The organism is Arthrobacter sp. P1_H7 (genome assembly GCF_056405215.1).
This window is the reverse complement of record NZ_JBFUCO010000016.1, coordinates 39,621-65,290: the sequence shown is the minus strand read 5'-3', so window position 1 is coordinate 65,290 and position 25,670 is coordinate 39,621. Positions and strand designations below refer to the sequence as shown.

Annotated in this window: 19 protein-coding genes; 9 read left to right on the top strand and 10 right to left on the bottom strand. The window is 66.9% G+C overall.

Annotation, left to right across the window (positions count from 1 at the left end; all coding sequences use genetic code 11):
* Positions 1-47 precede the first annotated feature (47 nt).
* Positions 48-899 carry a DUF3097 domain-containing protein gene (locus tag AC1DXI_RS15620; protein ID WP_476939375.1) on the top strand — a complete coding sequence of 284 codons (852 nt, stop codon included), beginning with the start codon at positions 48-50 and terminating at the stop codon, positions 897-899.
* 144 nt (positions 900-1,043) lie between these two features.
* A complete protein-coding gene (locus tag AC1DXI_RS15615; protein WP_018773108.1) occupies positions 1,044-1,463 on the top strand; it encodes a DUF4870 domain-containing protein in 420 nt (139 codons plus the stop codon).
* 132 nt (positions 1,464-1,595) lie between these two features.
* Here AC1DXI_RS15615 and hemW read toward each other — a convergent pair whose 3' ends face one another.
* Positions 1,596-2,834: a radical SAM family heme chaperone HemW gene (gene hemW / locus AC1DXI_RS15610; protein WP_476939374.1), complete on the bottom strand. Its 1,239-nt coding sequence runs from the start codon at positions 2,832-2,834 to the stop codon at positions 1,596-1,598.
* A 45-nt stretch (positions 2,835-2,879) separates the two neighbouring features.
* A complete protein-coding gene (gene lepA / locus AC1DXI_RS15605; protein ID WP_026266375.1) occupies positions 2,880-4,733 on the bottom strand; it encodes a translation elongation factor 4 in 1,854 nt (617 codons plus the stop codon).
* Between the two features lie 367 nt (positions 4,734-5,100).
* On the opposite strand from lepA, the gene AC1DXI_RS15600 reads away from it, so the two are divergent.
* On the top strand, positions 5,101-5,706 hold the full coding sequence (locus tag AC1DXI_RS15600) for a type II toxin-antitoxin system PemK/MazF family toxin (protein WP_476939373.1): 606 nt from the start codon (positions 5,101-5,103) through the stop codon (positions 5,704-5,706).
* Positions 5,707-5,909: 203 nt separating this feature from the next.
* On the top strand, positions 5,910-6,170 hold the full coding sequence (rpsT, locus tag AC1DXI_RS15595) for a 30S ribosomal protein S20 (protein WP_018773112.1): 261 nt from the start codon (positions 5,910-5,912) through the stop codon (positions 6,168-6,170).
* Positions 6,171-6,384: 214 nt separating this feature from the next.
* Here the strand turns inward: rpsT and holA are convergent, their stop codons facing one another.
* The 3 genes from holA to AC1DXI_RS15580 form a co-directional block, all read right to left on the bottom strand.
* Complete coding sequence (gene holA, locus AC1DXI_RS15590) at positions 6,385-7,401, bottom strand: DNA polymerase III subunit delta (RefSeq protein ID WP_018773113.1); 1,017 nt, start codon at positions 7,399-7,401, stop codon at positions 6,385-6,387.
* Positions 7,335-9,326, bottom strand: a complete 1,992-nt coding sequence (locus AC1DXI_RS15585) for a ComEC/Rec2 family competence protein (protein ID WP_476939372.1) — start codon at positions 9,324-9,326, stop codon at positions 7,335-7,337. The genes holA and AC1DXI_RS15585 overlap by 67 nt, the downstream gene beginning before the upstream one ends.
* 61 nt (positions 9,327-9,387) lie before the next feature.
* Positions 9,388-10,368 (bottom strand): ComEA family DNA-binding protein, encoded by a 981-nt coding sequence (locus AC1DXI_RS15580; protein ID WP_476939371.1) that lies wholly within the window; start codon positions 10,366-10,368, stop codon positions 9,388-9,390.
* Between the two features lie 581 nt (positions 10,369-10,949).
* On the opposite strand from AC1DXI_RS15580, the gene AC1DXI_RS15575 reads away from it, so the two are divergent.
* On the top strand, positions 10,950-11,189 hold the full coding sequence (locus AC1DXI_RS15575) for a hypothetical protein (RefSeq protein ID WP_476939370.1): 240 nt from the start codon (positions 10,950-10,952) through the stop codon (positions 11,187-11,189).
* A gap of 303 nt (positions 11,190-11,492) precedes the next feature.
* Here AC1DXI_RS15575 and AC1DXI_RS15570 read toward each other — a convergent pair whose 3' ends face one another.
* The 3 genes from AC1DXI_RS15570 to leuS form a co-directional block, all read right to left on the bottom strand.
* A complete protein-coding gene (locus AC1DXI_RS15570) occupies positions 11,493-11,678 on the bottom strand; it encodes a hypothetical protein (protein WP_018773116.1) in 186 nt (61 codons plus the stop codon).
* Between the two features lie 104 nt (positions 11,679-11,782).
* Positions 11,783-12,859, bottom strand: a complete 1,077-nt coding sequence (locus tag AC1DXI_RS15565) for a DegV family protein (protein ID WP_476939369.1) — start codon at positions 12,857-12,859, stop codon at positions 11,783-11,785.
* 148 nt (positions 12,860-13,007) lie between these two features.
* Positions 13,008-15,539, bottom strand: a complete 2,532-nt coding sequence (gene leuS, locus AC1DXI_RS15560) for a leucine--tRNA ligase (RefSeq protein WP_476939368.1) — start codon at positions 15,537-15,539, stop codon at positions 13,008-13,010.
* 876 nt (positions 15,540-16,415) lie between these two features.
* Here leuS and AC1DXI_RS15555 point away from each other — a divergent pair.
* Genes AC1DXI_RS15555 through AC1DXI_RS15545 form a run of 3 tightly spaced genes read left to right on the top strand, consistent with a single transcriptional unit; the run spans position 16,416 to position 23,165 of the window.
* Complete coding sequence (locus AC1DXI_RS15555) at positions 16,416-19,565, top strand: efflux RND transporter permease subunit (protein WP_476939367.1); 3,150 nt, start codon at positions 16,416-16,418, stop codon at positions 19,563-19,565.
* On the top strand, positions 19,562-20,020 hold the full coding sequence (locus tag AC1DXI_RS15550) for a hypothetical protein (RefSeq protein ID WP_018773120.1): 459 nt from the start codon (positions 19,562-19,564) through the stop codon (positions 20,018-20,020). Before AC1DXI_RS15555 ends, AC1DXI_RS15550 begins: the two co-directional genes overlap by 4 nt.
* Before the next feature lies 1 nt (position 20,021).
* A complete protein-coding gene (locus AC1DXI_RS15545) occupies positions 20,022-23,165 on the top strand; it encodes an efflux RND transporter permease subunit (RefSeq protein WP_476939366.1) in 3,144 nt (1,047 codons plus the stop codon).
* Between the two features lie 61 nt (positions 23,166-23,226).
* On the opposite strand, the gene AC1DXI_RS15540 is transcribed toward AC1DXI_RS15545, so the two are convergent.
* Entirely contained in the window at positions 23,227-23,436 is a 210-nt protein-coding gene (locus tag AC1DXI_RS15540) for a hypothetical protein (RefSeq protein WP_476939365.1), read from the bottom strand.
* Here AC1DXI_RS15540 and AC1DXI_RS15535 point away from each other — a divergent pair.
* The gene (locus tag AC1DXI_RS15535) at positions 23,423-24,187 is read left to right on the top strand and encodes a hypothetical protein (protein ID WP_476939364.1); all 765 of its coding nucleotides are present in this window, start codon (positions 23,423-23,425) and stop codon (positions 24,185-24,187) included. The genes AC1DXI_RS15540 and AC1DXI_RS15535 overlap by 14 nt on opposite strands.
* Here the strand turns inward: AC1DXI_RS15535 and glpK are convergent.
* Entirely contained in the window at positions 24,155-25,669 is a 1,515-nt protein-coding gene (gene glpK, locus AC1DXI_RS15530) for a glycerol kinase GlpK (RefSeq protein WP_018773124.1), read from the bottom strand. The two genes, AC1DXI_RS15535 and glpK, sit on opposite strands and share 33 nt — an antisense overlap.
* Between the last annotated feature and the right edge of the window lies 1 nt (position 25,670).

Below are 25,670 nucleotides of genomic sequence, written 5' to 3'. Positions count from 1 at the left end.
GTTCCACCGACCGCCGTACATTCCGAGTGCAAAGTAAGCGTGTAGAGATGTCGTACCAGAACTGGGGACCCCAGGACCTGTCCGCCCCCACCAAGACCCAGTTGCCGGAAGTCCCGGTGGAACGCGGGATGGTCCTCGAAGAGGTCCAGTCCGGCTGGGTGGGCGCCGTAACCCGGGTGGAGAAGTCCGGCGGCATGCACGTGGTGGCGCTGGAGGACCGGCGGGGCAAGTCGCGGTCCTTCCGCCTCGGCTTTGGCTTCCTCCTGGAGGGCCAGCCCATCCGCCTGATGCCGCCGGCCCCGAATAAAACGGCACCGGCCGCCGGTGCCGGCCGCACGGCGTCGGGCTCGGTGCGGGTGGCGGGGCAGCGCGCCCAGGTGGCCAAGGCCAGCCGTATCTGGGTGGAAGGAAAGCACGACGCCGAGCTGGTGGAGAAGGTGTGGGGCGATGACCTCCGGGTGGAGGGCATCGTCGTCGAACCCCTGCACGGCATTGACGACCTCGCGGCCGCCGTGGCGGAGTTCGGCCCGGGCCCGGGGCGGCGCCTCGGCGTGCTCGTGGACCACCTGGTGCCCGACTCCAAGGAGTCGCGGATCGCCGATGCCGTCATGGCCTCACCGGGCGCCGCCGGCAACGTCCTCATTGTGGGGCACCCCTACGTGGACGTGTGGCAGGCCATCCGGCCCGCGGTCCTGGGGATCGAGCAGTGGCCGGTGATCCCCCGCGGCATGGACTGGAAGACCGGCATCCTGATGGCTTTCGGCTGGCCCCACTCCACAAAGGAGGACATCGGCCTGGGCTGGCAGAAACTCCTGGGTGCTGTCCGCAGCTACGCTGATCTGGAGGCGTCGCTGCTCGGCCGCGTGGAAGAGGTCATTGACTTCCTCACCGTGCCCTAGTCCGCCGCGGCGGCCGCCCCCTGATCTCCATTTCCGGGCGCGAGCAAGTATTCTTGAAACGGCGGCCGCGCTTCCAGTGCGGTCCCGGCTAGTTCAGGCACAACCCAGGCAGCAACGCATCACCGCAATCCGAAGGGCTACACCGTGGCAGATAACGCACGCGAACACACGGGCAATCAGGCTGGCCATGGCCAGCCCCCGTACCATGGGGTTCCGGCAAACGCGCTGCCGCTGACGGCCAGCGAGGACCGCCAGTGGGCCACGCTCGCCCACTTCGGCGGCATCCTGGGCTGCGTGCCGTCGCTGCTGATCTACCTCATCTTCAAGGACCGCGGCCCGTTCACGGCGCAGGAATCCAAGGAAGCCCTCAATTTCACGCTGCCGCCGACCATCGCCGCAGTGCTGGCCAATCTGCTGGTCTTCATCCCGGTGGTGGGCAACCTCTTCGCCGTGCTCGCCACGGTGATCTGGATTGCTGTGACGTGCTTCTCGGTGGCGGCAGGCATCCACGTCAACCGCGGCCAGCCGCACCGTTACGAGTTCAACCTGCGCTGGATCAAATAGCCGGCCCGGACCAAGCTAGAGAGAGCCGGCCGCTTCCCGTATGGGGCAGCGGCCGGCTCTTTTTTGTGGGGCAGGCTGTGTGCGGCCGCTGATACGGGCAGCCAAATTGTGGAGGCTTTGCGGCCGGGCAGACTAGTCCGGCAGGATCCTGCGGACGACGGCGTCGGCCAGCAGCCGGCCCTTGAGAGTGAGGATGAGCCGGCCCTTGAAGGCGGCCGCGGGGTCCACGAGGCCGTCAGCGATCAGCCCCGCGACGGCGTGCCTGCCGGTGTCCCCCAGGCCGCCGAGGCTCGGGATGTCGAGTCCGGAGTTGAGCCGGGCCTCGAGCATGACGTGTTCCACGTTGCGGGTTTCGGTGTCCAGCGTTTCGCGTCCGGCGGCCGGTGAGACCCCGGCGCCGAGGCGGTTGGCGTAGGCGGTGGGGTGCTTGACGTTCCACCAGCGGACGCCGCCGACGTGCGAGTGCGCCCCGGGCCCGATGCCCCACCAGTCGTCCCCGCGCCAGTAGGCGAGGTTGTGCCGGCAGGCCTGTTCGGGGGTGCGGGACCAGTTGCTGACCTCGTACCAGGCGAGCCCGGCGGCGGAAATCAGTTCGTCGGCGAGTTCGTATTTGGCGGCGTGGTCGTCGTCGTCAATTTCCGGGACTTCGCCACGGCGGATCTGCGCGGCAAGCTTGGTGCCGTCTTCAACGATCAGGGCATAGGCGCTGATGTGGTCGGGGGCGTAGGAAAGTGCGGTCTCGAGCGAGTACCGCCAGTCTTCCAGCGACTCCCCCGGCGTCCCGTAAATGAGGTCGAGACTGACGGCGAGCCCGGCATCGCGCGCCCACTGCACCACCTCGGGCACCCGGCTCGGCGTGTGGGTGCGGTCCAGGACCTTCAGGACATGCGGCACGGCCGACTGCATGCCGAACGAGACCCGGGTGAACCCGGCGTCGGCGAGCAGCTGCAGGGATGCGGGCGTGACGGAATCGGGGTTCGCCTCGGTGGTTACCTCGGCGCCGGGCTGCAGGCCCCAGGCGCCGATAGCGGCTGTGAGGATCCGCGCCAGGTCCTCCGCCGGCAGCAGCGTGGGGGTGCCGCCGCCGAAGAAGACCGTGCTGAGGGGACGGTCAGGCAGGCCGCTGCCCCTCAGGGCCGCGGCGGCGAACTCCACTTCCGCGATCGCGGTGGCGGCGTAGGCGTCCTGGGAGGCCCCGCCGCCCAGCTCGGTGGCGGTGTACGTGTTGAAGTCGCAGTACCCGCAGCGGACCGCGCAGAACGGGATGTGCACATACAGCCCGAAAGCGCGCTGATCGGCGCCCTCGCGCGCCTGGCCGGGCAGGAGCCCGTCCGGCGGCGCCGGGTCGCCGAGGGGAAGGACGCTAGGCACGGGCCCGGCCTGCCGATACTGCAGCAACAGTCAATACCTGCACCGTTACTTCTTGGCCTTGTCCTTGGACTCGTCCGTTGTCAGCGCGGCGATGAAGGCCTCCTGCGGCACCTCGACGCGTCCCACCATCTTCATGCGCTTCTTGCCTTCCTTCTGCTTTTCCAGCAGCTTGCGCTTTCGGGTGATGTCACCGCCGTAGCACTTGGCCAGGACATCCTTGCGGATGGCGCGGATGCTTTCGCGGGCGATGATCCGGGAGCCGATGGCGGCCTGGATGGGCACCTCGAACTGCTGGCGCGGAATGAGCTCGCGCAGCTTGCCGGTCATCATCACGCCGTAGGCGTAGGCCTTGTCACGGTGGGTGATGGCGGAGAACGCATCAACCTGCTCGCCCTGGAGCATGATGTCCACCTTGACCAGGTCGGCCACCTGCTCGCCGTCGGCCTTCCAGTCCAGTGACCCGTAGCCGCGGGTCTTGGACTTGAGGATGTCGAAGAAATCGAAGACGATTTCGGCCAGCGGCAGGCGGTAACGGATTTCCACCCGGTCCTCGGAGAGGTAGTCCATGCCGCCCATGACGCCGCGCCTGCTCTGGCACAGCTCCATGATGGCGCCGACAAACTCGTTCGGCGCAAGGATGGTGGCGGACACCATCGGCTCGCGGACTTCCGCGATCTTGCCGGTGGGGTATTCGCTGGGGTTCGTGACGTGGACGACCTTCTTGTCCTCCAGCGTCACCTCGTATTCCACGTTGGGTGCGGTGGAAATCAGGTCCAGGTTGTATTCGCGTTCGAGCCGCTCGCGCGTGATTTCCAGGTGCAGAAGGCCCAGGAATCCCACCCGGAAGCCGAATCCCAGCGCTGCCGACGTTTCCGGCTCGTACACCAGCGCGGCGTCGTTGAGCATCAGCTTCTCCAGCGCATCGCGGAGCACCGGATAGTCCGTGCCATCGAGCGGATACAGGCCGGAGAAGACCATCGGCTTGGCGTCCGCATAGCCGGGGAGGGACTCGGTGGCCGGCTTGGCCAGGTTGGTGACGGTGTCGCCCACCTTGGACAGGCGGACGTCCTTCACACCGGTGATGAGGTAGCCCACCTCGCCGACGCCAAGGCCCTTGGAGGGGGTGGGTTCCGGGGAGCTCACACCGATCTCAAGGAGCTCGTGCGTGGCACGGGTGGACATCATCTGGATGCGTTCACGCGGGTGCAGCATGCCGTCGACCACGCGGACGTAGGTGACCACACCGCGGTAGGTGTCGTAGACCGAGTCGAAGATCATGGCCCGGGCGGGGGCGTTCGGGTCGCCCACCGGGGCCGGCAGGTCGCGGACGATCTTGTCCAGCAGGACCTCGACGCCCATGCCGGTCTTGCCGGAGACGCGGAGCACGTCGTCGGGGTCGCCGCCGATCAGGTTGGCGAGTTCCGCCGCGTACTTCTCCGGCTGTGCTGCCGGGAGGTCGATCTTGTTCAGGACCGGGATGATCGTGAGGTTGTTTTCCATCGCCAGGTAGAGGTTGGCGAGAGTCTGGGCCTCGATGCCCTGGGCCGCGTCCACCAGCAGGATCGCACCTTCGCAGGCCGCGAGCGAGCGGGAGACCTCGTACGTGAAGTCGACGTGCCCGGGGGTGTCGATCATGTTCAGCGCGTAGCTGGTGCCGTCGAGTTCCCAGGGCATGCGGACGGCCTGGGATTTGATGGTGATGCCGCGTTCGCGCTCAATGTCCATGCGGTCCAGGTACTGGGCCTTCATGTCACGGGACTGGACAACACCAGTGAACTGGAGCATCCGGTCGGCCAGTGTGGATTTGCCGTGGTCAATGTGCGCAATGATGCAGAAGTTCCGGATGATGGCCGGATCTGTTGCGGCGGGCACCGGGGCGGTGCGGGCCATGGGAGACACGCAGGGTCCTTACTGTTGGCATTACTGTTGGCTTTTCCACGGCTCGGTGCGGATGCTCGTATGCCATCCTGCGACGTGGCGCATTTCTGTCCCTATAGTCTCCCACGTCCGGGCCAGTGGCAGTGCATCCCTGTGTTGCGTTGCGCACTCTGCCAGCTCCGGTGGGCTCTCGGCGGGATTGCGCCCGCGGGTCCCGCCTCGATTCCGCTGCGGTTCCGCCCGCGGCTCCGGCCGCGCTGGGCCGTTCCGGGGACAGCTTCCGCCTGCCGCCAGCCGGCCACCGCCCCCTCCCGTCCCGCCCTCTCCCGTCCCGCCCTCTCCCTTGCCCTGCCCCTTTCCCTGAGGGGGTTGCCGGTAGGGTTTCCCCATGGCTTGGAACTTACGATCGATCAGCGGCGCTGTCCGCGACGCCCTGCGCTTCCTGGACAAACTCGGCGGCTCCGCACCGGGGACCACCCGCGGGCCGGCGGCAAAACCCGCCGGAAAACCTGCGGCGAAGCGGCGGCCCGGCCAGGCACGTCCCGGCACCCCGACCCGCGCCACAGGCGGCCCCCCGGCCGCCGGACTGACCGGGACATATCCCGGCGACTTCCGGGGGCGGGCCGCCGTCCGCTACGCCCCCGCACCCAACGGCCTGCCCGAGCCCGGAGAAATCGTCTGGACCTGGGTGCCCTACGAAGAGGACTATTCCCAGGGCAAGGACCGTCCTGTGCTGCTGGTGGGCACCAACGGCCGGTATTTGCTGGGACTGATGCTGACGAGCAAGGACCACGACGGCGATTCCCGCCGGTCGGATGACTACGTGGACATCGGCACGGGACCCTGGGACCGCCAGTGGCGGCCCAGCGAAGCGAAGCTGGACCGGGTTCTGCAGATCAATGCCAAGGACATCCGGCGAGAAGGGGCGATCCTGGACGCAGGCCGCTTCAACCTCGTCGCGGCCGCGCTACGGGAGAGCCGCGGCTGGAGCTGACCCGGCGGACACCCTGTGCGGCGGCGGATCGCCACCCGCACTCGTGCCTGCACGTTGATCTCTGCTATTATTTACAGCTGTGTGTCCGTGCAGGTCGACGGCCACAGATGGTTGGTCGCCATAGGTATCCCCACGCCGCTCAGTCAATGGCCAATCTGAAAGCCCTCTAGACCATTTTCCGCATTGAAAAAGAGAGTTCACACGTGGCTAATATCAAGTCCCAGAAGAAGCGCATCCTGACCAACGAAAAGGCTCGCCTGCGCAACAACGCAGTCAAGTCGGAGCTGAAGACGGCCATCCGCGCCGTCAACACTGCCGTTGAGTCCACCGACAAGGATGCTGCGGCTGTTGCACTGCTTTCTGCCAGCCGCAAGCTGGACAAGGCCGTCAGCAAGGGTGTTCTCCACAAGAACAACGCTGCAAACCGCAAGTCGGCCATCTCCAAGAAGGTCAACGCGCTCTAAGGTTTCCAGTTCACTTGAACTGATGATTGTGGCCGGCACCCATGGGTGCCGGCCACATCCAGTTAAGCCGCACGTCATGAACCAACTTCGCGCCGGTTCGGGTACGCCGCCAACTGGCCGCGCCGGGTCCGGGCCGGGAGGGCCAACAAACCGCACCCCGTCCGGCCGAACCCGCAGGGACGACACGCCGGGCCGATGCGTTCGAACGCGGGTGTCAGGAACTCCGGGCTGAAGTGGCAATCACCGTCACCGCATGTTCCACGGCATAAACGGGATCGCGGGAGAGGCCCTTGACCTGGGCGTCGGCCTCGGCGGTGACCTGGATGGAGCGGACCAGCCCCTCGGGCGTCCAGCGCCGGACTTCCCGCTGAGCCTGTTCGACGAGCCAGGGCTGCATTCCCAGTTGCTTGGCGATCTGCGAGGACGATCCCTGCGCGCCGGCCACCTTGGCCAGGGAGCGCAACTTCGACGCCAGGGCAGCCACGATCGGAACGGGGTCCGCGCCGGTGGCCAGGGCGTGGCGAAGTGTGGAGAGGGCCAGGGGGCCGTTGCCGGCCATCGCGGCGTCTGCGACCTTGAAAGCTGTTGCCTCGACCCGGCCGCCGTAGTACTTGTCCACCATTGCCGAGTCCACGCCGGTGGTGGCGTCAGCGATCAGCTGGCTGCAGGCGGCGGCGAGTTCCGCGAGTTGCGCGCCGACGGCGTTGACGAGGGCGTGCACGGCGTCGGGCTCGATACGACGGGAGGCCGCCCGGAACTCGGCCGTGACGAAGGCGATTTTCTCGGCGTCCTTTTTGAGCGGCTGGCAGTCGACAACGGGCCAGCCCGCGGCCTTGATGGCGTCCAGCAGCTTCTTACCGCGCACTCCCCCGCCGTGGCGGAGCACCAGGAAAGCGTCCGGTTCCGGCTGGGCCACATATTTCAGGGCGTCGGCCAGGAAGGCATCGTTCATCGCCTCGAGACCGTCGACCTCGATGAGCTTTTGTTCGCCGAACAGTGAAGGGCTGACGTTCATTGCCAGGGACCCGGCCGTGTAGCTGCCAGCATTGAGCCGCGTAATTTCGACGTCGGGCGCCACCGCGCGGACTTGCCCGCGGATACGGTCCATGGCTCGGGCACCCAGGTAGTCTTCCGGACCGCCCACCAGGACGACTGCAGCAGGTGTCACGTCGCGCCAGGTGGCGGTGTTCGACGCCGAGGTCCTGGGCCGTTGGGTCTGGGCAGCAGCCACTCGTGATTCCTCCCGGAAGTTGGTTTGCGAACTCTAAGCGTCCCACGCCCGGACCGGTGGTCCAAGCCGCGGCTGAGGGTCTGCCGGGCGGCTGACCGTGCCGCCGCCCGCGACCGTCCGTCGAGGACGGCCACCACCCGCGCGTGCGCCGCCAGGACACCCCGAACAACCGCGGCCGGGTGCAGGGCGAGCCACGCCGCCGCCAGCACAGTCGCGGAAAAGAGTCCCATGGTGGCTGCGCCGAAGGCCCCTTCCGGCCAGGGCAGGGCGGCGCCCGGGAGGGCCGCGAAGAACCGGGCGACGGCCGCCACTGCGCCTGTGAAGACAGCAGCTGCGGCCATGAGGAGGCCCGCTGCGGCGGGGACAGCGGGCAGGAGCGCCGCGCCGGCCGTGCCGAGGAGTGTAACTGGCGCGACGAGCGCTGCAGCGGCCACATTCGCCGGCAGGGTGTAGGCGCCGAACTGCGGCTGCAACAGGACGATCGCCGGGGCGCAGAAGAGCTGGGCGGACAGGGGGACGGCGACGCCGGCCGCCGCCCAGCGCGGCACCGCGGGTGGCAGCCAGTCCATGATGCGGCGTCCGGTGACCACGATTCCCAGCGTGGCCAGGACCGAGAGCAGGAACCCGAAGCTGGTCGCCAGGACCGGCTGCGCCAGCAGCAGGCCGATGACGGCCAAGCAGAGCAGGCTGAGTCCGCGCCCCGCCCGGCCAAAGGCTACGGACGCGAGGCCGATGCTGCCCATGAGCGAGGCCCTCAGCACGCTGGGATCCGGTCCCACCATGAGGACGAACAGCGCGAGCCCCGCGAGACTGGCCGCAGCGGCTGCCGTGCGCGGAAGCCGGAACGTGCGGGCGGTGAGCAGCAGCGTCCCCAGGATCAGGCTGCAGTTTGCCCCGCTGACGGCTGTCAGGTGCGTCATCCCGACGGTCTTCATGGCGGCTTCCAACTCGGCGTCCAGGGCGCGGGTGTCACCAGTGACCATGCCGGGCAGCAGCCCGCCGGCGTCGCCCCCGAACCGTGCCGCCGCGGCGGTGAAGGCGCGGCGCAGCTCCCCGGGACCCTGCTGCCAGGGCCCGGGTCCCCGCAACAGCGTTGGCACGGACGTCGCTGCCAGGAGTCCCGCCTCCGGCTCCCCTGGCGCGGACGGCCGGAGCTTGCCTGTGGCGCGCAGGTGCTGGCCCGGAACGGCGTCTCCCCACGCGGCCCCGCCCATGACGACGAGCCGCGCGTCCCCTGCGACCCTGCGGCCGCCGAAGGTCATCGCGGTCAGCATCACGGGAACTGCCCAGCGGTCGGCCAGGCCACCGGCCCCGGGAATCCTGAGCCGCCGCGGGGCGCCTGCAATTTCCAGTTCCGCGACGACGGCCGCCCGGGCGGCCACGGCTTCGGCGATTGCGCCGTCATGCCGCCGCGAGGCCTCAACGGCGGCGTGCGCGCCCGCCGCGAGGGACAGCAACAGCGCCACGGCCACCGTGGCACGAATGCTGCGCGGGGCCGCCCGCCCGGCATTGGGACCACGCCCGGCGCCGCCGCGCCCAATCCTGGCGCGCCGCCCCCTCTCCGGACGGATCCCCGAACGGCCGAGGTTGACACGGCCTGGCAAGCAGAGCATGATTCCGGCCGCCGCCGCCAGGGCAGTGCAGAGGCTGGCCAGTCCTGCAGGGGGCAACCAGTTCCCGGCAACGGCGGTACCCCAGACGAGGAGTGCCGGGAACACCAGCCGCAGGTCCGTCCGCCGTCTCAGTGCGATCTGGCGCTGACCAGAGGCGGTGTCGCGCGCGGGTTTGAGGGCTCCGCGGATCCGTCCGGCGGCCACCGGATCATCGTGCTCCGTGCGCGCCGGGGAACCGACAGCCGCCTCGACGTAACGCTGCCAGCGGTTCGGCGGGACCCTCACAGAACCCGGCGGGCTGGTCCGATCCACGCCGGGCTGTGCAGTGTCACGCGGTGCGATGTCAGGCTGTGCAGTGCCGGGCTGTGCCACGTCAGATACCCACCAACGGGAGCAAGGCCTCGAGCAACTTCGGACCGATACCGTCAACGGCGTCGAGCTCCTGCACGGTCTTGAACCGCCCGTGCTGCTGGCGCCAGTCCACGATCCGCTGCGCCAGCACCGGCCCGACGCGCGGGAGGGTCCCGAGTTCCTCGAAGCTGGCGGTGTTGAGGTTGACCTTCCCGCCACCGCTGACTGGCCCCGTGCCGCCCGTACCGGAACCGGACCCAGGTGAGCCGCCCGTGGGCGCTTCGGCCTGATCGGGTTCGCCGCGGATCGGCACCAGGACCTTCTGCCCATCCTCCAGGACGGCTGCCAGGTTGAGCCGGTCCGGGTCCCCGAGGCCCGTGGGTCCGCCGGCGGCCGCAATCGCCTCGTGCAGACGGCTTCCCGCCGGCAGTTGAACCACCCCCGGCCTGGCCACGGCACCGGCGACATGGACCTCGATGCTTTCCGGCTCCCCGGAGCCACCGTCTCCCGGAGGCGCCGTTGTCTCGCCAGTTGCCGGACCGGGTGCTTCCTCGGCGGCGGGGGCGGAGTCGCTGAGAGCCACCACTTGAGCGCCGCCGGTGCCGGCCTTCCACCAGAAGCAGCCGCCCAGCAGCACGGCGAGGACGCCCAGCAGAGCCGCCGCCTGCACCCCAGTCCTGGCCCGCAATCGCAAAGTCAGCGGCTGCCTCCCTGCACGGCGGTACCCGCGGGTTGCATCCGCATCGCGTGAAGGGTCGCCCCCGACGCGCCGTCCAGCAGCGCGGACGGCATCAGCCGCCCGGGCCGGGACGGGGCTGTCTGGTGCCGGCACCTGCACCTCCAGCAGCCCCATGGAGTTGCCCGATGCCCGGCCGGGATCCGGGAATTTGCCCGGATACGCGGCGTCCCCCGCATCCCGGGCAGCCCCGTGCGTCGCCGCCAGGCGTTCACGGGCAGCCCTAACTCCCGTGTCGGATCCAGCTCCCGGGTTGCGGCGTGACATGGAAACGACTCTAGGGAGCCCTCACCCCCGCTGATACCGGGGACCGGGCGTATGTGGAAATACCTGAGTAACACACGTAGATCCGCGGCACCAGGCAAGTATTCCCTACGCTGGTGCCCGCCCGGACCCGGTGGTAACGTCTGCATCCAATCGAGAAGACTTTGCCGGCTGGGGGCAACCCTGATCGCCTGGATGTGAACATCAGGCGTCGAAAGCTGGTGTGCAATGAAGTGGTTGTTTGGGCCCGCGGCGGTGCTGGCGCTTGGCGGCACCATGCTGCCGGCCCCGCCCGTTGTGGCAGATACAACGCAAGCCACCTCAACCCAGGTCGTGAAGTTTTCTCTGGAAAGCAGCTTCTGCCCCCAGCACGGTCTTTACGGCATAGCGCATGTTTCGGTCGACGGCACGGCGGGAATGACTGCCGACCAGAATTTCATCTGGACCACCCAAACAGCCGCCACATCCATCCATGCGGTTCCGCCGCAGGGCGCCGTCGCCAATGTCACGATTGTCTACCACTGCAACGTCCAGGTGCTCTGGTGGCTGGAGCCCGGCAGTGCCCACAGGGCGAAAGCGGCCCTTTGGGTCAACGGCTCAGGCGAGCAGCCGAGCTATACTATCGGGCCGAATCAGCCAGACCCCGGGCCAACGCCCCCAACAACGCCCCCGCCAACGACTCCGCCTCCGACGACCGCGCCGGCAACCCTGCCGGCAACCGCCCCGCCAACGTCAGCGTCAACACCCGCGCCCACGACCGCGGCGACGACCCCGGCTCCCCTGGCGCCGACACCCGCGCCGCAGACGACGCCGCCAACGTCTGAGCCAGTCACAGTGCCGACGACCCCGGCAACGCCCGCCCCGCCAACGTCCGGGCCAACCATCCCGCCACCGTCAGAGACAACGTCGGAGCCAACCATCCCGCCAACGTCCGAGCCAACCATCCCGCCGACGCCCGAGCCGACGGCCCCGCCAACGTCCGAGCCGACGACCCCGCCAACGTCGGAGCCAACGACCGTGCCAGCGACACCGCCAACGGCATCGTCCACACCTGCGTCGACGGAATCGTCAACGCCCGGAGGGACAACCCCCGCGCCTACCCCTGAAACGCAACTACAGCCCGGGGTTCACTTCTGATAGGTGATATAGGCCTCGTACTGCACCCGCCACTTGTCCGCGGCCTTGGGATCCGGCACCGTCGTGGTGAGGAATTGAACGCTGGTCACTTGGCCCTTGAGGTATTTCAGCCATTTGGTCACCTCTTCGGCAACGTCGCGGTCGAATTGGGCTACGTGGTGCACCTGCATTGCCATGGCGGCCTCCGGATTCGCTGGTTCGCTGGGTTCGGTGGAGTGACTTTACCGCCGCCGCCTGTTCACGGCCAGAGGCCAGCGTCCGCGCAGATGGAGCAGCCGCGCTAGTCGCCGGCTTCCGTCGCTTCGGCCGCCGCCCCGCCAGGGCGCGCTTCCCCGCCAGCCGGGGCAGCGGCGTCCCCGGTGAAGGTATCGGGTTTCGCTGCGGTTGGGGTGCTGCCCTCCCCCACGATCACCGCCAGCACACCGAGCCCCGCATGGGCCGCCAGGACGGCCGGGAGTGCGCTGATCTGGGCCGGCGGGCATTCGGGCAATGCCACGGCCAGGCGCCGGGCAAGGTCTTCGGCCTCGGCCTGGTTGCCGAAGTGGTGCACCGCCAGCCGTGCCTGCCCGGCAGGGCGGGTGGAGGCGTCGGCGGCCACGATTTCTTCGAGCCGTGCGATGGCCTTCCCCGCTGACCGGACCTTTTCCAACGGGATAATCCGGCCATCGTCAACCGCCAGGATGGGTTTGATCGAGAACATGGTCCCCCAGAGCGAGGCCGCCGCCCCGATCCGGCCGCCCCGGCGTAACTGTTCCAGGCTCGGCACATAGAAGTACACTTTGGTGCGGTCCAGCCTGTCCTGCGCGAAGGCCAGCACCTCGGCCGCGCTCCTGCCGTCGGCAGCCGCGACCACCGCGCCCTGCACGCCCATCCCCTGCGCCATTCCAACCGTCCGGGAGTCGAGGACCTCTACCGGGATGCCGACCCGTTGGGCTGCCAGGCGGGCGGCGTCGGCAGTCCCGGAAAGCCCTGCGGAGATGTGAATGGAGACCACGGACTGGAAGCCACGCTCGCTGGCCTCCCGGTAGGCGTGTTCAAACTGTCCCGGTGACGGACGCGAGGTCTTGACGGGCTTGCCGCTGGCCAGGGCCACGGCGATGGTCTCCGCAATGTCGTCCTCACCTTCGCCGTAGATTTCGGCGCCGACCATGACGGGCATGGGGACTACGGTGAGCCGACCGTCAGCAGCGAGAGCCCGGATCCAGTCGGCGGGCAGCGCGGCAGCAGAGTCCGTGACCACCGCAACCTGCGCGACGGCGGCGGGAGCCGCTTCGGGGATGCTTCCCCGGGAACCCTGCCGCAGGCGAACAAGCCGCTCGCGCAACCATGGCCAGCCTGACGGCTCGCGGTCTGGCACGAAGGACCTCCTGCTGTGGGGACGCATGGACTATTTTCTCCGGCGAGGGCAATCGTGCCCGTCCCCTTGCCTGCACTGGTTGCCTGCTCTGGTTGCCTGCACTGGCCGCCGGGATCAACCGGCGGCCAGTGCAGGGTAATACGTCTGGCTATGCCGGGACGATGTTGACCAGTTTAGGCGCCCGCACGATCACCGTGCGAAGGGCACGGCCGTCGAGGGCGCGCTGGACATTTTCCGATGCCAGCGCCAGTTCGCGCAGGTCTTCCTCGGAGATGTCCGGGGAAACCTCCAGCCGGTCCCGCACCTTGCCCTGCACCTGGACGACGGCGGTGACCGTGTCCTCCACGAGCAGCGCTTCGTCGTGGGTGGGCCAGCCGGCGTTGGCGACCGATGCCGGGTGCCCCAGGACGTTCCACAGGTCCTCGGCGGTATAGGGCGCAAACAGGCTCAGGATGACGGCTACGGCTTCCACGGCTTCGCGGACTGCGGGGTCCGCGCCGCCTGCACCGCCAACTGCGTCAATAGTCTTGCGGGTGGCGTTGACCAGTTCCATCAGCTTTGCCACAACCACGTTGAACTTGTTGTGCTCCAACAGGGCCTGCGCATCAGCGATCGTGCGGTGGGTGACGGTGCGCAGGGCACGGTCACCGGTGGCGACGTCGACGCCGGGTGCGCTTGTTACGTCCTGGCCGAGGCGCCAGGCCCGTGCCAGGAACTTCGCGGAGCCGGACGGCGATACGTCCGCCCAATCGACGTCGTCCTCCGGCGGGGAGGCGAAGATCATGGTCAGGCGGACAGCGTCCACGCCGAACTTGTCCAGCTGTTCGCCGAGGTCCACGCCGTTGCCCAGGGACTTGCTCATGGCCTTGCCGCCGTTGAGAACCTGCCCTTGGTTCAGCAGCGCGCTGAACGGCTCGTCCGCCTCGATCATGCCGAGGTCGTGGATGACCTTGGTGAAGAACCGCGCATAGAGCAGGTGCAGGATGGCGTGCTCCACGCCTCCCACGTACTGGCCCACGGGCATCCAGTCGTTGATCTTCTCCGGATCGAACGGGCCGCCGGTGTACTGCGGGGAGACGAAGCGCAGGAAGTACCAGGAGGAATCCACGAAGGTGTCCATCGTGTCCGTGTCCCGCTTGGCCGGGCCGTGGCAGTTGGGGCACTCGACGTTGACCCAGCTTTCGACCGCGGCGAGCGGCGACGTGCCCTTCGGGGACAGGTCCTCGCCGCGCAGGTCCGCCGGCAGTGTCACGGGCAGCTGATCGTCCGGGACCGGGACCTCGCCGCAGGCCGGGCAGTGGATGATGGGGATCGGGGTGCCCCAGAACCGCTGCCGGCTCAGCAGCCAGTCACGCAGCCGGAAGTTCACGAACTTCTCGCCGGTGCCCAACTCGCGCAGGATTTCGATGGCCGCCGGGATGGCCTCGGCCTTCGGCAGCCCGTCGAGGCCGCCGGAGTTAATCAGGGTCCCCTCGCCGGTGGTGGCGATGCCCGTGGCAGCGGGGTCTTCCTCGCCGGTGTCCAGGACTGCCCTGACGGGCAGGTCAAAGGTCTTGGCGAAGTCGAGGTCGCGCTGGTCATGGGCCGGGACGGCCATGATGGCGCCTGTGCCATAGTCGGCCAGGACATAGTCGGCGGCCCAGACGGGCAGCTTTTCGCCGTTGAGCGGGTTGGTCGCGTAGCGCCCGGTGAAGACGCCGGTCTTTTCGCGCTCGGTGGACTGGCGCTCGATCTCGGAGAGCGCCTTGACCTGTTCGCGGTAGGCGTCCAGGGCGGCGGCGTGCTCGTCGGTGACCAGTTCGACGGCGAGCGGCGCGTCGGCGGCGACGACGAAGAACGTGGCGCCGTAGAGAGTGTCCGGACGCGTCGTGAAAACGGTGACATCCTGGGCGGCCTTGCCGCCGTCGGCCTCGATCACGAAGTTGACGTGGGCGCCCTCGGAACGGCCGATCCAGTTTTTCTGCATCGCGAGGACGCGTTCGGGCCAGTGCCCGCGCAGTTCGTCCATGTCATCGAGCAGGCGGTCGGCGTAGTCGGTGATCTTGAAGTACCACTGGTTCAGGGACTTCTTGGTCACAGGAGTGCCACACCGCTCGCAGGACCCGTTGACCACCTGTTCGTTTGCCAGCACGGTCTGGTCCTTGGGGCACCAGTTGACCGGCGAATTCTTGCGGTAGGCCAGTCCGCGCTCGTAGAACCGTGTGAACAGCCACTGGGTCCAGCGGTAGTACTCCGGGTCGGAAGTGTGCAGCCGGCGGGACCAGTCCGCGGAGATTGCGTAGCGCTTGAACGACGCCGCTTGGGTGTCAATGTTGGCGTACGTCCACTCGCTGGGGTGCGCGTTGCGTTTGATCGCTGCATTTTCCGCGGGCAGGCCGAAGGAGTCCCAGCCGATCGGGTGCAGCACGTCGTAGCCCTGCTGGCGCAGGTAGCGCGCCACGACGTCGCCCATCGCGAACGCCTCGGCGTGGCCCATGTGAAGGTCACCGGACGGATACGGGAACATGTCCAGCACGTAGCGGCGTTCCTTAGAGCCGTCATCGAGCGGCGTGAAGACCTTCAGGTCTTCCCAGACCTGCGGCCATTTGGCTTCCATTGCCGCGAAGCTGTAGGCACCTTCCTCGGGCCCCTCCGCCGCGGCTGCTGGCGATCCGGTCTGTGTTTCCGGCTGAACGCTCACTGCTGGCCTCTTCTGTTCTATGCGGCCTGTTATCCCAGGCCTGTCTACCTTCAGGCCTGCCTGCCGCCAGGCCTGTTCACCATCAAGTCTGCACTGTCACGGCCGGCTGCCCGGCCCTGACTCCATACTGTCCGTACGTGGTACTCCTGCTGTTACTTCGTGCGTTGCGGCCCGGAATGTACCCCGGACACACAAAAGCCCCTCGACATGGAGGGGCCGCCGCTCGGCAATCCGGGGACTCTTCGGAATCGAGGTCTCGTCGGGATGCCGGGCGGCTAGCTAAGCAGGAGCACGGCGCGCATAGGACCACTTTAGCCCCTCGGGCTGGTTTGCGCTGAACCGACGGGCCCCGTTGCGGCCCGGTAGTCGCAGTCGACTCGCGCTCCGGCGCCCGGCGCGGGCCGCTATGTCCACAATTGTTACAAATGACATACCTATGGAATAGCGGTACTTACTGCAAATTGCTGGACGCATTGGGCAAGTAGTCACGACGAAAATTCGAGTAGCTCGGCGTATAAAAACAGGTAGAAAAACAGCGAATACTCGGGTGGAAGTCCGCGGGTGGCCGGTCCGTTCCACGCAATTCGATCCGAATGCGGATTATGACCCTCCAAGCTGGGAGAAAATTGTGCAAATCCGAGGACGGAGCCTTAAATTTTGACCTTGCCAAACGATTCAAATGGGAACACTATTCGATAAAGATCAGCAAATGGGATCTCTTGGGGGGATTCGCAAATGGTCTCGGGTTGAGGAGCCTGTCATGTATCAATTGCGCAATTCTTCCGTGCAACTGCCGAATATCCCCGCCGGCCGCACTCGCGACGCCGGCTCCCTGGAACAGGGCTAGCCATGTTCGGCTGGATCACCCGTTTCAGTATGCAGTTCCGCATCCTGGTTCTTGCGATCGCCGGCGGACTCATTGCCTTCGGGGTAGTGAACGTCCCAAACGTCGCCATCGACAGCATGCCGGAGTTCGCCCCGGCCCACGTCGAGATCCAGACCGAGGCCCTGGGCCTCTCAGCTGCCGAAGTTGAACAGCTCATCACCGCTCCGATGGAAGCCGACCTCCTTAACGGGGTGGCGTGGCTCGATGAAATCCGGTCCAAATCAGTTCCCGGCCTATCCTCGATCGAGCTCGTGTTTGAGCCGGGCACCGACCTTCTGCGCGCCCGCCAGCTCGTGGCCGAACGCATGACCCAGGCCCACGCGCTGCCGAACGTCTCGGCACCGCCGCTGATCATGCAGCCGCTGTCGTCAACCAGCCGCGTCCTCATGGTCCGGATGAGCTCCAAGGAGCTCTCCGGGATCGAAATGTCGGTCCTGGCCCGGTGGAAGATCAAGCCGCGGCTGATCGGCATTCCCGGTGTCGCCAACGTTTCCATTTGGGGCCAGCGAGAGCAGCAGCTCCAGGTCGAGGTGACCCCCACGCAGCTGCGTGAGAAGGGCATCACGCTCGAACAGGTCATCAAGACCACGGGCAACGCAGTCTGGGTGTCGCCGCTGAGCTTCCTTGAGGCGTCAACCCCCGGCACGGGCGGGTTCGTGGAGTCGCCGAGCCAGCGCCTGGGCATCCAGCACGTCCTGCCCATCCGAACGCCGGCCGACCTGGCCAAGGTCAGTGTCGAAGAGGCCGGATCTCCCATGCTCCTGGGTGACATTGCCCAGGTAAAGGAGGACCACCAGCCGCTGATCGGCGATGCCGTCGTCGGCCAGGATGCGGGCCTCCTGCTGGTCGTGGAGAAGTTCCCCGGAGCCAGCACGCTGCAGGTCACCAAGGACCTCGAAGCTGCGCTGAACGACATGCAGCCCGGGCTTTCCGGAATCCAGATGGACACGTCCGTCTTCCGGCCCGCCTCCTTCCTGCAGGATGCCGTGGACGGACTCGGCCTGGCGCTGCTCGTGAGCCTCCTGATCGCCGTCCTGCTCTTCTGGGCCCTGTTCCGTTCCTGGCGTGTCGCAGTGATCGCCCTCGTGGCGATCAGCACCACGGTCATGGCGGCGGGAGTGGTGCTCTACTTGCTCGATTCCACACTGAATATCTCGATCCTCGCCGGCATCTTGCTGGGTGTGTCCGTGATTGTGGGAGACATCGTGGAGGATGTGCAGGCGCAGCGGCGCCGGCCGTTGCGGACCACTGAGACCGAGACCGATGCCACCATCAGGTTCCGCATGGTCCAGCTTGTCCGCAGCGTCCGCACACCGCTGTTCCACGGATCCCTCATCATGGCCCTCTCCCTCGTTCCCACGCTGTTCGTTGCGGGAGTCGGGGGCGCGTTCTTCCAGCCCCTCTTCTGGTCCCTGGCGTTGGCGCTGGCCGTGTCAATGGTGGTGGGTTTGTCCGTGACACCGGTCCTGGCGTACCTCCTGCTTCCCGCTGAAAACTCCCGGCGGGCGGACTCGCGCAGCGTTGTCCGGGCCAGGTCCACTTACGACCGGGCTCTCGAGGGGGCACGTTCCCGCCGCACCCTCAGCCTCGTCGCTGTGGCTGTCGTTGGCCTACTCGGACTCGCCGCCGCATCGCAGCTGGTCGGAAACCGGGCGGTCGTGCCGACGATTCCGGACCGAACGCTCCTGGTGCAGTGGGACTCGATGGCAGGCACGTCCAACGACGAGGTCCGCCGGGTGGCGTCCAAGGCTTCCGACGAACTGCGGACCCTGCCGGGTGTTTCGGGAGTCGGCGGGCACATCGGCCGCGCCATTTCCTCCGACCAGGTTGTCGGGAACAGTTCCGCGGAACTCTGGGTATCCATCACACCGGATGCCAACTTCAGCGAAACGGAGCAGGCGGTCCGTGACGTCGTCCAGGGTTACCCGGGCATCGCCCACAACGTGGTGAACTACTCCCAGCAGCAGATCGGTCAAGAGCGCAGCAGCATGGATCCCGGATTCGCCGTCCGCGTCTACGGAACCGACCTGACCGTCCTGCGCGAGAAGGCCGAAGAGGTCCGCAAGGCCATCGAGAAGGTCGACGGCGTGAAGAACCCGACGATCAACGCCAGCACCATGACGCCCGTCGTCGAGGTCGAGGTCAACCTTGAGGCGGCGCAAAAGGTCGGCATCAAACCCGGCGACGCACGGCGCGCCGCTGCCGCCCTGATGCAAGGCATCGTCGTCGGCAACCTTTTCGAACAGCAGAAGGTCTTTGAAGTGGTGGTGCGCGGCGCGGTGGACGTCAGGGATGACCTGACCAGCATCCGTGAACTCCTGCTCGACACGCCCAGCGGCGACCAGGTCCAGCTGGGCCAGATCGCCGACGTCCGGCTCGTTCCCAGTGAAGTCGTTATCCTGCATGATGACACCTCACGCCGGATCGATGTCGTGGCCGAGGTCAGCGGACGTCCGCTCGCGGATATCCAGCGCGACATCAGCGCGGCGATCGAACAGGTTCAGTTCCCGCTGGAATACCACGCCGAAATCCCCACGAAGTACAGTGAACAGCTCGCCGGGGATTCCATGGTTCTGTGGATCGGCGCGGCTGCCCTCCTGGGCATCCTGCTCCTCCTCCAGACAGCCGTGCGGAGCTGGAAGCTGGCGCTTGCCGTCTTCCTGTCCCTGCCGGCCGCGCTGGCCGGGGCCGCCGTGGCAGCGTGGATCGCGGGAGGCGCCATCACTGTGCTGGCACTCACGGCCTTTGCCGCTGTGCTGGCGGTCGCTGCCCGCAACGCGGCGCTGCTCTCCGCCCGGACTGACGAGCTGTGGCGGGCCGCCCCGCACGAATCCCCTGACAAGGTCATCATGATGGCGGCCCGGGACCGGGTATCGCCCATCCTGAAGGCCGCCCTGATCACGGTGGCGATCCTGATCCCGCCGGGACTCTTCGGCGGCGCCGTTGGCGGGTCCTTCCTGGGCCCGATGGCCCTGATCATCGTCTGCGGACTCATCACCACAACTCTCATCGGGATCTTCGTACTCCCCCTGCTCGCACTCTGGTTCGGGCCCAGTTCCGCCCCGGAAGAGTGGGCCGAAGTGTACGAGGCCGAAGTTCCCGTCCAGCCCGTTACGCAGGAAAAGGTGGAAGCAAAATGACCAGCCAACAGCCCTCGCGGCGCCTGCCCCTGGCGGCCGCTGTATGCGCAGCACTTCTGTTCGCGTTGCCCGCATGTGCCCAGACGACCGCGGCGGCCCCCGCCGCCGTATCGGCCAACGAACCCGCCAAGGTGGAGAAGAATGCCGCAACCGGCATCGCGAAACTGACGTTGACGGAGAAGGGAATAGAACGCCTGGACCTGAAGACCGATACCGTCAAGGCCGGAAAGGGAACGGACGTCGTCGTGCCCTACTCAGCCCTGCTCTACGACGCCAGCGGAAAAACCTGGGTGTACACCAACCCGGCCCCGCGGGTCTACCAGCGGCAGCCGGTCACGGTGGCCAAGGTGGAGGACGGAGTAGTCACGGCCTCAGCCGGCCCCGCGGTCGGCACCGCAATCGTGACGGTCGGCGCGGCTGAACTCTTCGGCGCTGAATTCGATACGGCGCACTGACATGCGCCGGATTGTCGCTGCAAGTCTGAGGTTCCGGTCCATCATCATTGCGATGGCGGCCGCCCTCATGATCGTGGGCGGCGCGCAACTGAGCAGTGCTTCGGTGGATGTTTTCCCGGAGTTCGCACCGCCCCGTGTCGAGGTCCAGACGGCATGTCTGGGTCTCACTGCCTCCGAAGTCGAGGAACTCGTCACGGTTCCGATGGAGCAGGCCTTCAACGGCATAGACGGCCTGGACCAGATGCGGTCGAAGTCTGTGTCGCAGCTGTCCGCCATCGTGATGGAGTTCAAGCCCGGGACCGATCTGCTCACCGCCAGGCAGCTGGTGTCTGAGCGGATGGCAACGGTCATACCAACCCTGCCTACCTGGGCCGCGCCGCCGGTGATGCTCCAGCCGCTGTCTTCCACCAGCCGTGTCATGAAGATCGGGCTGTCCTCCGAGACCCGCTCCCTGATCGAAATGTCCATGGTTTCCTACTGGAACATCCGGGCACACCTGTTGCGGGTGCCGGGCGTGGCGAACGTGGCGATCTGGGGCGAACGCCTTCAGATGCTCCAGGTCCAGGTTGATCCGGCCAAGCTGGCAGCCAACAACGTGACGCTGGAAAACGTCATGAACTCCACGTCCGACGCCTTGGACGCCGGGTTGCTCAAGTACTCACCCGGCGCCTTGATCGGCACCGGCGGGGCGCTGGAAACACCCAGCCAGAGCCTGACCATCAGGCACGTACAACCCATCACGTCTCCGGCGGACCTTGCCGAGGTGCCGCTGGAGGAACGTGAGGGATTGCCTCCCCTGAAGCTCGCCGACGTGGCAACTGTCGTGGAGGACCACCAGCAACTGATCGGTGACGCGGTCATCAATGGCGGCCCCGGACTGATGCTGATCGTCGAAAAGCTGCCGTGGGGCAACACCCTCGAAGTCACCCGCGGGGTCGAGGAAGCGCTGAAGGAACTGCAGCCCGGCCTGACCGGGATCGCAGTCGACACCACCCTGTTCCGGCCCGCCTCGTTCATCGAGGAATCGCTCGGCAACCTGAGCCTCGCGCTGCTGCTGGGCTGTTTCCTGGTGGTCCTGGTGCTGAGTGTCTTCCTGTTCCAATGGCGGACAGCACTGGTGAGCGTGACGGCGATCCCGTTGTCGCTGATGGCAGCGGCGCTGGTGCTGTATTGGACCGGAGGCACAATTAATACGATGGTGCTTGCGGGGCTGGTGATTGCCGTCGGGGTCGTGGTGGACGATGCCATCATCGACGTCGAGAACATCGTCAGACGGCTCCGGCACCACCGGGCCAGCGGCGGGACCGAAAGCACCGCCCGCGTGGTCGTCAATGCCTCCCTGGAAGTCCGCGGCCCCATCGTCTACGCCACTTTGATCATCGTCGCCGCCACGGTGCCGATCTTCTTCCTGGACGGACTGACGGGTGCCTTCTTCCGCCCCCTGGCCACTGCCTACACCCTGGCCGTGATGGCGTCCATGCTGGTGGCCCTCACGGTCACGCCGGCCATGGCGTACATCTTCCTGCGCAACGCCAAGCTGGAAGACCGGGATCCGCCGGTGGTCCGTGTTCTCAAGCGCTGGTACGGCGCCGCCCTGCGGCCCATTGTGAAGCGCCCGCTCCCGGGCTACCTCGCGGTGGCGGCACTCGGCGTCGTCGGAATCATAGCGGCCCCGCTCCTGGGTCAGTCGCTGTTGCCCTCGTTCAAGGAACGTGACTTCCTCATGCACTGGGTCACGCAACCCGGCACCTCCAACGCCGAGGAAGTGCGCGTAAGCCAGCTGGCCTGCCGGGAGCTGATGACCATTCCAGGTGTCAACAACTGCGGGTCCCACATCGGTCAGGCTTTCGCCGCTGATGAGGTGGTGGGCGTCAACTTCGGCGAGAACTGGATCAGCGTTGACCCCTCGGTCGACTACGACAAGACCCTGGCCTCCATCCAGCAGGTCGTGGACGGGTATCCCGGCATCCACCGGGACGTCCAGACTTACCTCAAGGAACGTGTCCGCGAGGTGCTCACCGGAACGGGCTACTCGATCGTGGTCCGCGTGTACGGCGATGACCTCGACACGCTGAAGAAGCAGGCGGACAAGGTCAAGACTGCCCTGGCCGGCATCGAGGGGGCCATCGGAGCCAAAGTCGCCCTCCAGGTCAACGTTCCGCAGGTGGACGTCGAGGTGAACCTGGACGCCGCCAACCGCTATGGCCTGAAGCCCGGTGACGTCCGCCGTGCCGCAGCCACGCTGGTCTCCGGCGAGGAGGTCGGCGACGTCTACCGGGACGGCAAGGCCTACGATGTCCAGGTCTGGAGTCCTCCCGCCATCCGGACCAGTGTGACAAGCATCGAGAACCTCCCGCTGGACACTCCCAGCGGGCAGAAGATCCGGCTGGCAGATGTCGCCAAGATCACGGTAAAGCCCACTCCCAACGTCATTGAGCGTTCTGAAGGGTCCCGCCGTCTCGATGTCAGCGCCAACGTCAAGGAAGGCGATCTCGCTAAAGTCGTCGAGAAACTCGAATCCGATCTCCAGTCGGTGGAGTTCCCCACCGGGTACAGCGCCGAGATCCTGGGCGAATACGCGGAGCGGCAGGCCGCCTCGCAGCGGCTTCTCCTCTTCGCGATGGGCGCCCTGGTTGTGGTGTTCCTCCTGCTCCAGGCGGCATTCCGGAGCTGGCGGCTTGCCGTGCTGGGCATCCTGACGCTGCCGGTGGCACTGGTGGGCGGGGTGATCGCCGCGCACATGAGCGGCGGAATCCTGTCACTCGGTTCGCTGGTCGGGTTCCTGACAGTGATGGGCATCGCCGCCCGCAACGGCATCCTGCTCATCAACCACTGCCAGCACCTGGAGCAGTTCGAAGGCGTGCCGTTCGGCCGGGACCTGGTCCTGCGGGGCGCAGCCGAACGCTTGTCACCAATCCTGATGACCACGCTCGCCACCGCCCTCGCCCTGGTCCCGCTGGTGGTGATGGGCAACCGGCCCGGCCATGAGATTGAGCACCCCATGGCCGTGGTGATTCTGGGCGGGCTGGTGACGTCGACACTGGTCAACCTGTTCATCGTTCCATCGCTCTACCTGCGGTTCGCCAAGAAGGGTCCGGCACGTGACCGCCAGCCCCGCGAGCCGGAGCCTGTACCAGCCGCCTAGCAACAACCACCAAACAAGGAGAGGCCAGTCAGATGACACCACTATCTAAAAGATTTACCGCTTACTGCTCCGCGGTCTTGCTGGTGGTGGCGTCACTGACGGCGGCGACGGCGGCCGCGGCGACGGCCGCCGCCGCGCCGGCGGCGGCCACGAGTACCAAGGAACTGTGCGGCCCCGGCTCGGTGCTGAGGTTCAACCGTTCCGCGTTCCCGGCAAAACCGAATATCGACAACCAGTGGCTCAGGCTCAGGCCCGGGATGCAATACACCACAACCGGCAAAGTAATCTCCCCGGACGGGACGACCACCCGCACGGTTGTCAGCACCGTCACAGGGCTAACCAAGGTCATTGACGGGGTCAAGACGATCGTGGTCTGGGACCGGGACTACTCCGACGGTGAACTCGTGGAGTCCGAACTCGCTTTCTTCGCCCAAACGGAGAAAGGGACCGTCTGGCTCTTCGGCGAATATCCGGAGGAGTACGAGAACGGGGAGCTGGTCGGCGCGCCCAGCACGTTCATCAGCGGCATCGACAGGGCCCGGGCCGGCATCGCCATGCAGGCCAAGCCGCACCGGAACACCCCTGCATACGTCCAGGCCTATGCCCCCACCGTGGACTTCCTGGACTGCGGGGACGTGTTCGCGAAGGACCAACGAGTCTGCGTCCCCACGGGATGCTACAACGACGTGCTGGTGATTGATGAGTTCAACCCGCTCGACCCACCAAGTGCCGGCCACCAGCGCAAGTTCTACTCAGCCGGGACCGGGCTCATCAAGGTGACAGCAGTCGGCGGCGAAGACCAAGAGTTCATGGACCTGGTCAAGATCACCAGGCTCACCAGCGCGGTGCTGGACAGGATCAACACCCGTGCCCTTGAGATCGACCGCCAGAGGGTGATGCGGGCCGCCAAGGTTTCCCTGGCCGGWGCTCTTCTTTGTCCGCCGAAGCCGTACCCGCCGGGGCGGCACCCGGCGGGTCAGTGTGCGCGCCTACTTCACGTCGTCGTCAACCCAGTCCATTGACTTGGTGACGGCCTTCTTCCAGAGACGCATCTGGCGTTCCCGCTCGGCCTGGTCCATTTGCGGCTCCCACCGCTTGTCCTCGGCCCAGTTGGCCGAGCACTCGCCCAGGTCCTTCCAGAATCCGACCGCCAGGCCGGCCGCGTAGGCTGCGCCCAGCGCCGTCGTCTCGACCACCTTCGGACGGATGACCGGCACGCCGAGGATGTCCGCCTGGAACTGCATCAGGGCGTCGTTGGCGACCATGCCGCCGTCGACCTTCAGCTCCGTCAGCGGGACGCCGGAGTCGGCGTTGACGGCGTCGAGCACCTCGCGGGTCTGGAAGGCGGTGGCCTCCAGCGCCGCGCGGGCAATATGGGCCTTGGTAACAAAGCGGGTCAGGCCCACAATGGCGCCACGGGCGTCCGAGCGCCAGTACGGCGCGAAGAGGCCGGAGAACGCCGGAACAATGTACACCCCGCCGTTGTCCTCAACCGAGGCCGCGAGGGTCTCGACCTCCGGGGCGCTGCTGATCATGCCGAGGTTGTCCCGCAGCCACTGGATCAAGGAACCGGTGACGGCAATGGAGCCCTCCAGCGCGTAGTGCGGCGCCGCGTCGCCGAGCTTGTAGCCGACGGTGGTCAGCAGCCCGTTCTTGGAATGGATAATCTCCTCGGCCGTGTTGAAGATCAGGAAGCAGCCCGTGCCGTAGGTGTTCTTGGCTTCCCCGGCATCGAACGCCGCCTGCCCGAACGTGGCCGCCTGCTGGTCGCCCAGGATGCCGGCCACAGGAACCTCGCGCAGCAACTGGGACGTGTGCACCGTGCCGTAGACCTCGGAGGAGGACTTGATGGTCGGCATCATGGAGGCCGGGACACCGAACGCGTCCAGAATCTCCTGGTCCCATGACAGCGTCTCAAGGTCCATGAACATGGTCCGTGAGGCGTTGGTCACGTCCGTGACGTGCACTCCGCCGTCGGTCCCGCCGGTCAGGTTCCAGAGCACCCAGCAGTCGGTGTTGCCGAAGACGAGGTCACCGGCCTCCGCCTTGGCCCGGGCGCCTTCGACGTTATCCAGGATCCACTTGATCTTGGTGCCCGAGAAGTAGGTCGCCAGCGGCAGGCCCACCTTCTGCTTGAAACGTTCTACCCCGCCGTCCTTCGCGAGTTCGTCCACGATCGGCTGGGTGCGGGTGTCCTGCCACACGATGGCGTTGTAGATCGCCTCGCCGGTGGTCTTGTCCCACACCACCGCTGTTTCGCGCTGGTTGGTGATGCCGACGGCGGCGATGTCGTGCCGGGTCAGGTTCGCCTTGGACAGAGCCGAGCCGATCACTTCGCGGGTGTTGTTCCAGATTTCAGCGGGGTTGTGCTCCACCCAGCCGGGCTGGGGGAAGATCTGCTCGTGCTCCATCTGGCCGGAGGAGACGATGCTGCCGCTGTGGTCGAACACGATGGCGCGGGTACTCGTGGTGCCCTGGTCGATGGCAACTACGTACTGGTTCATA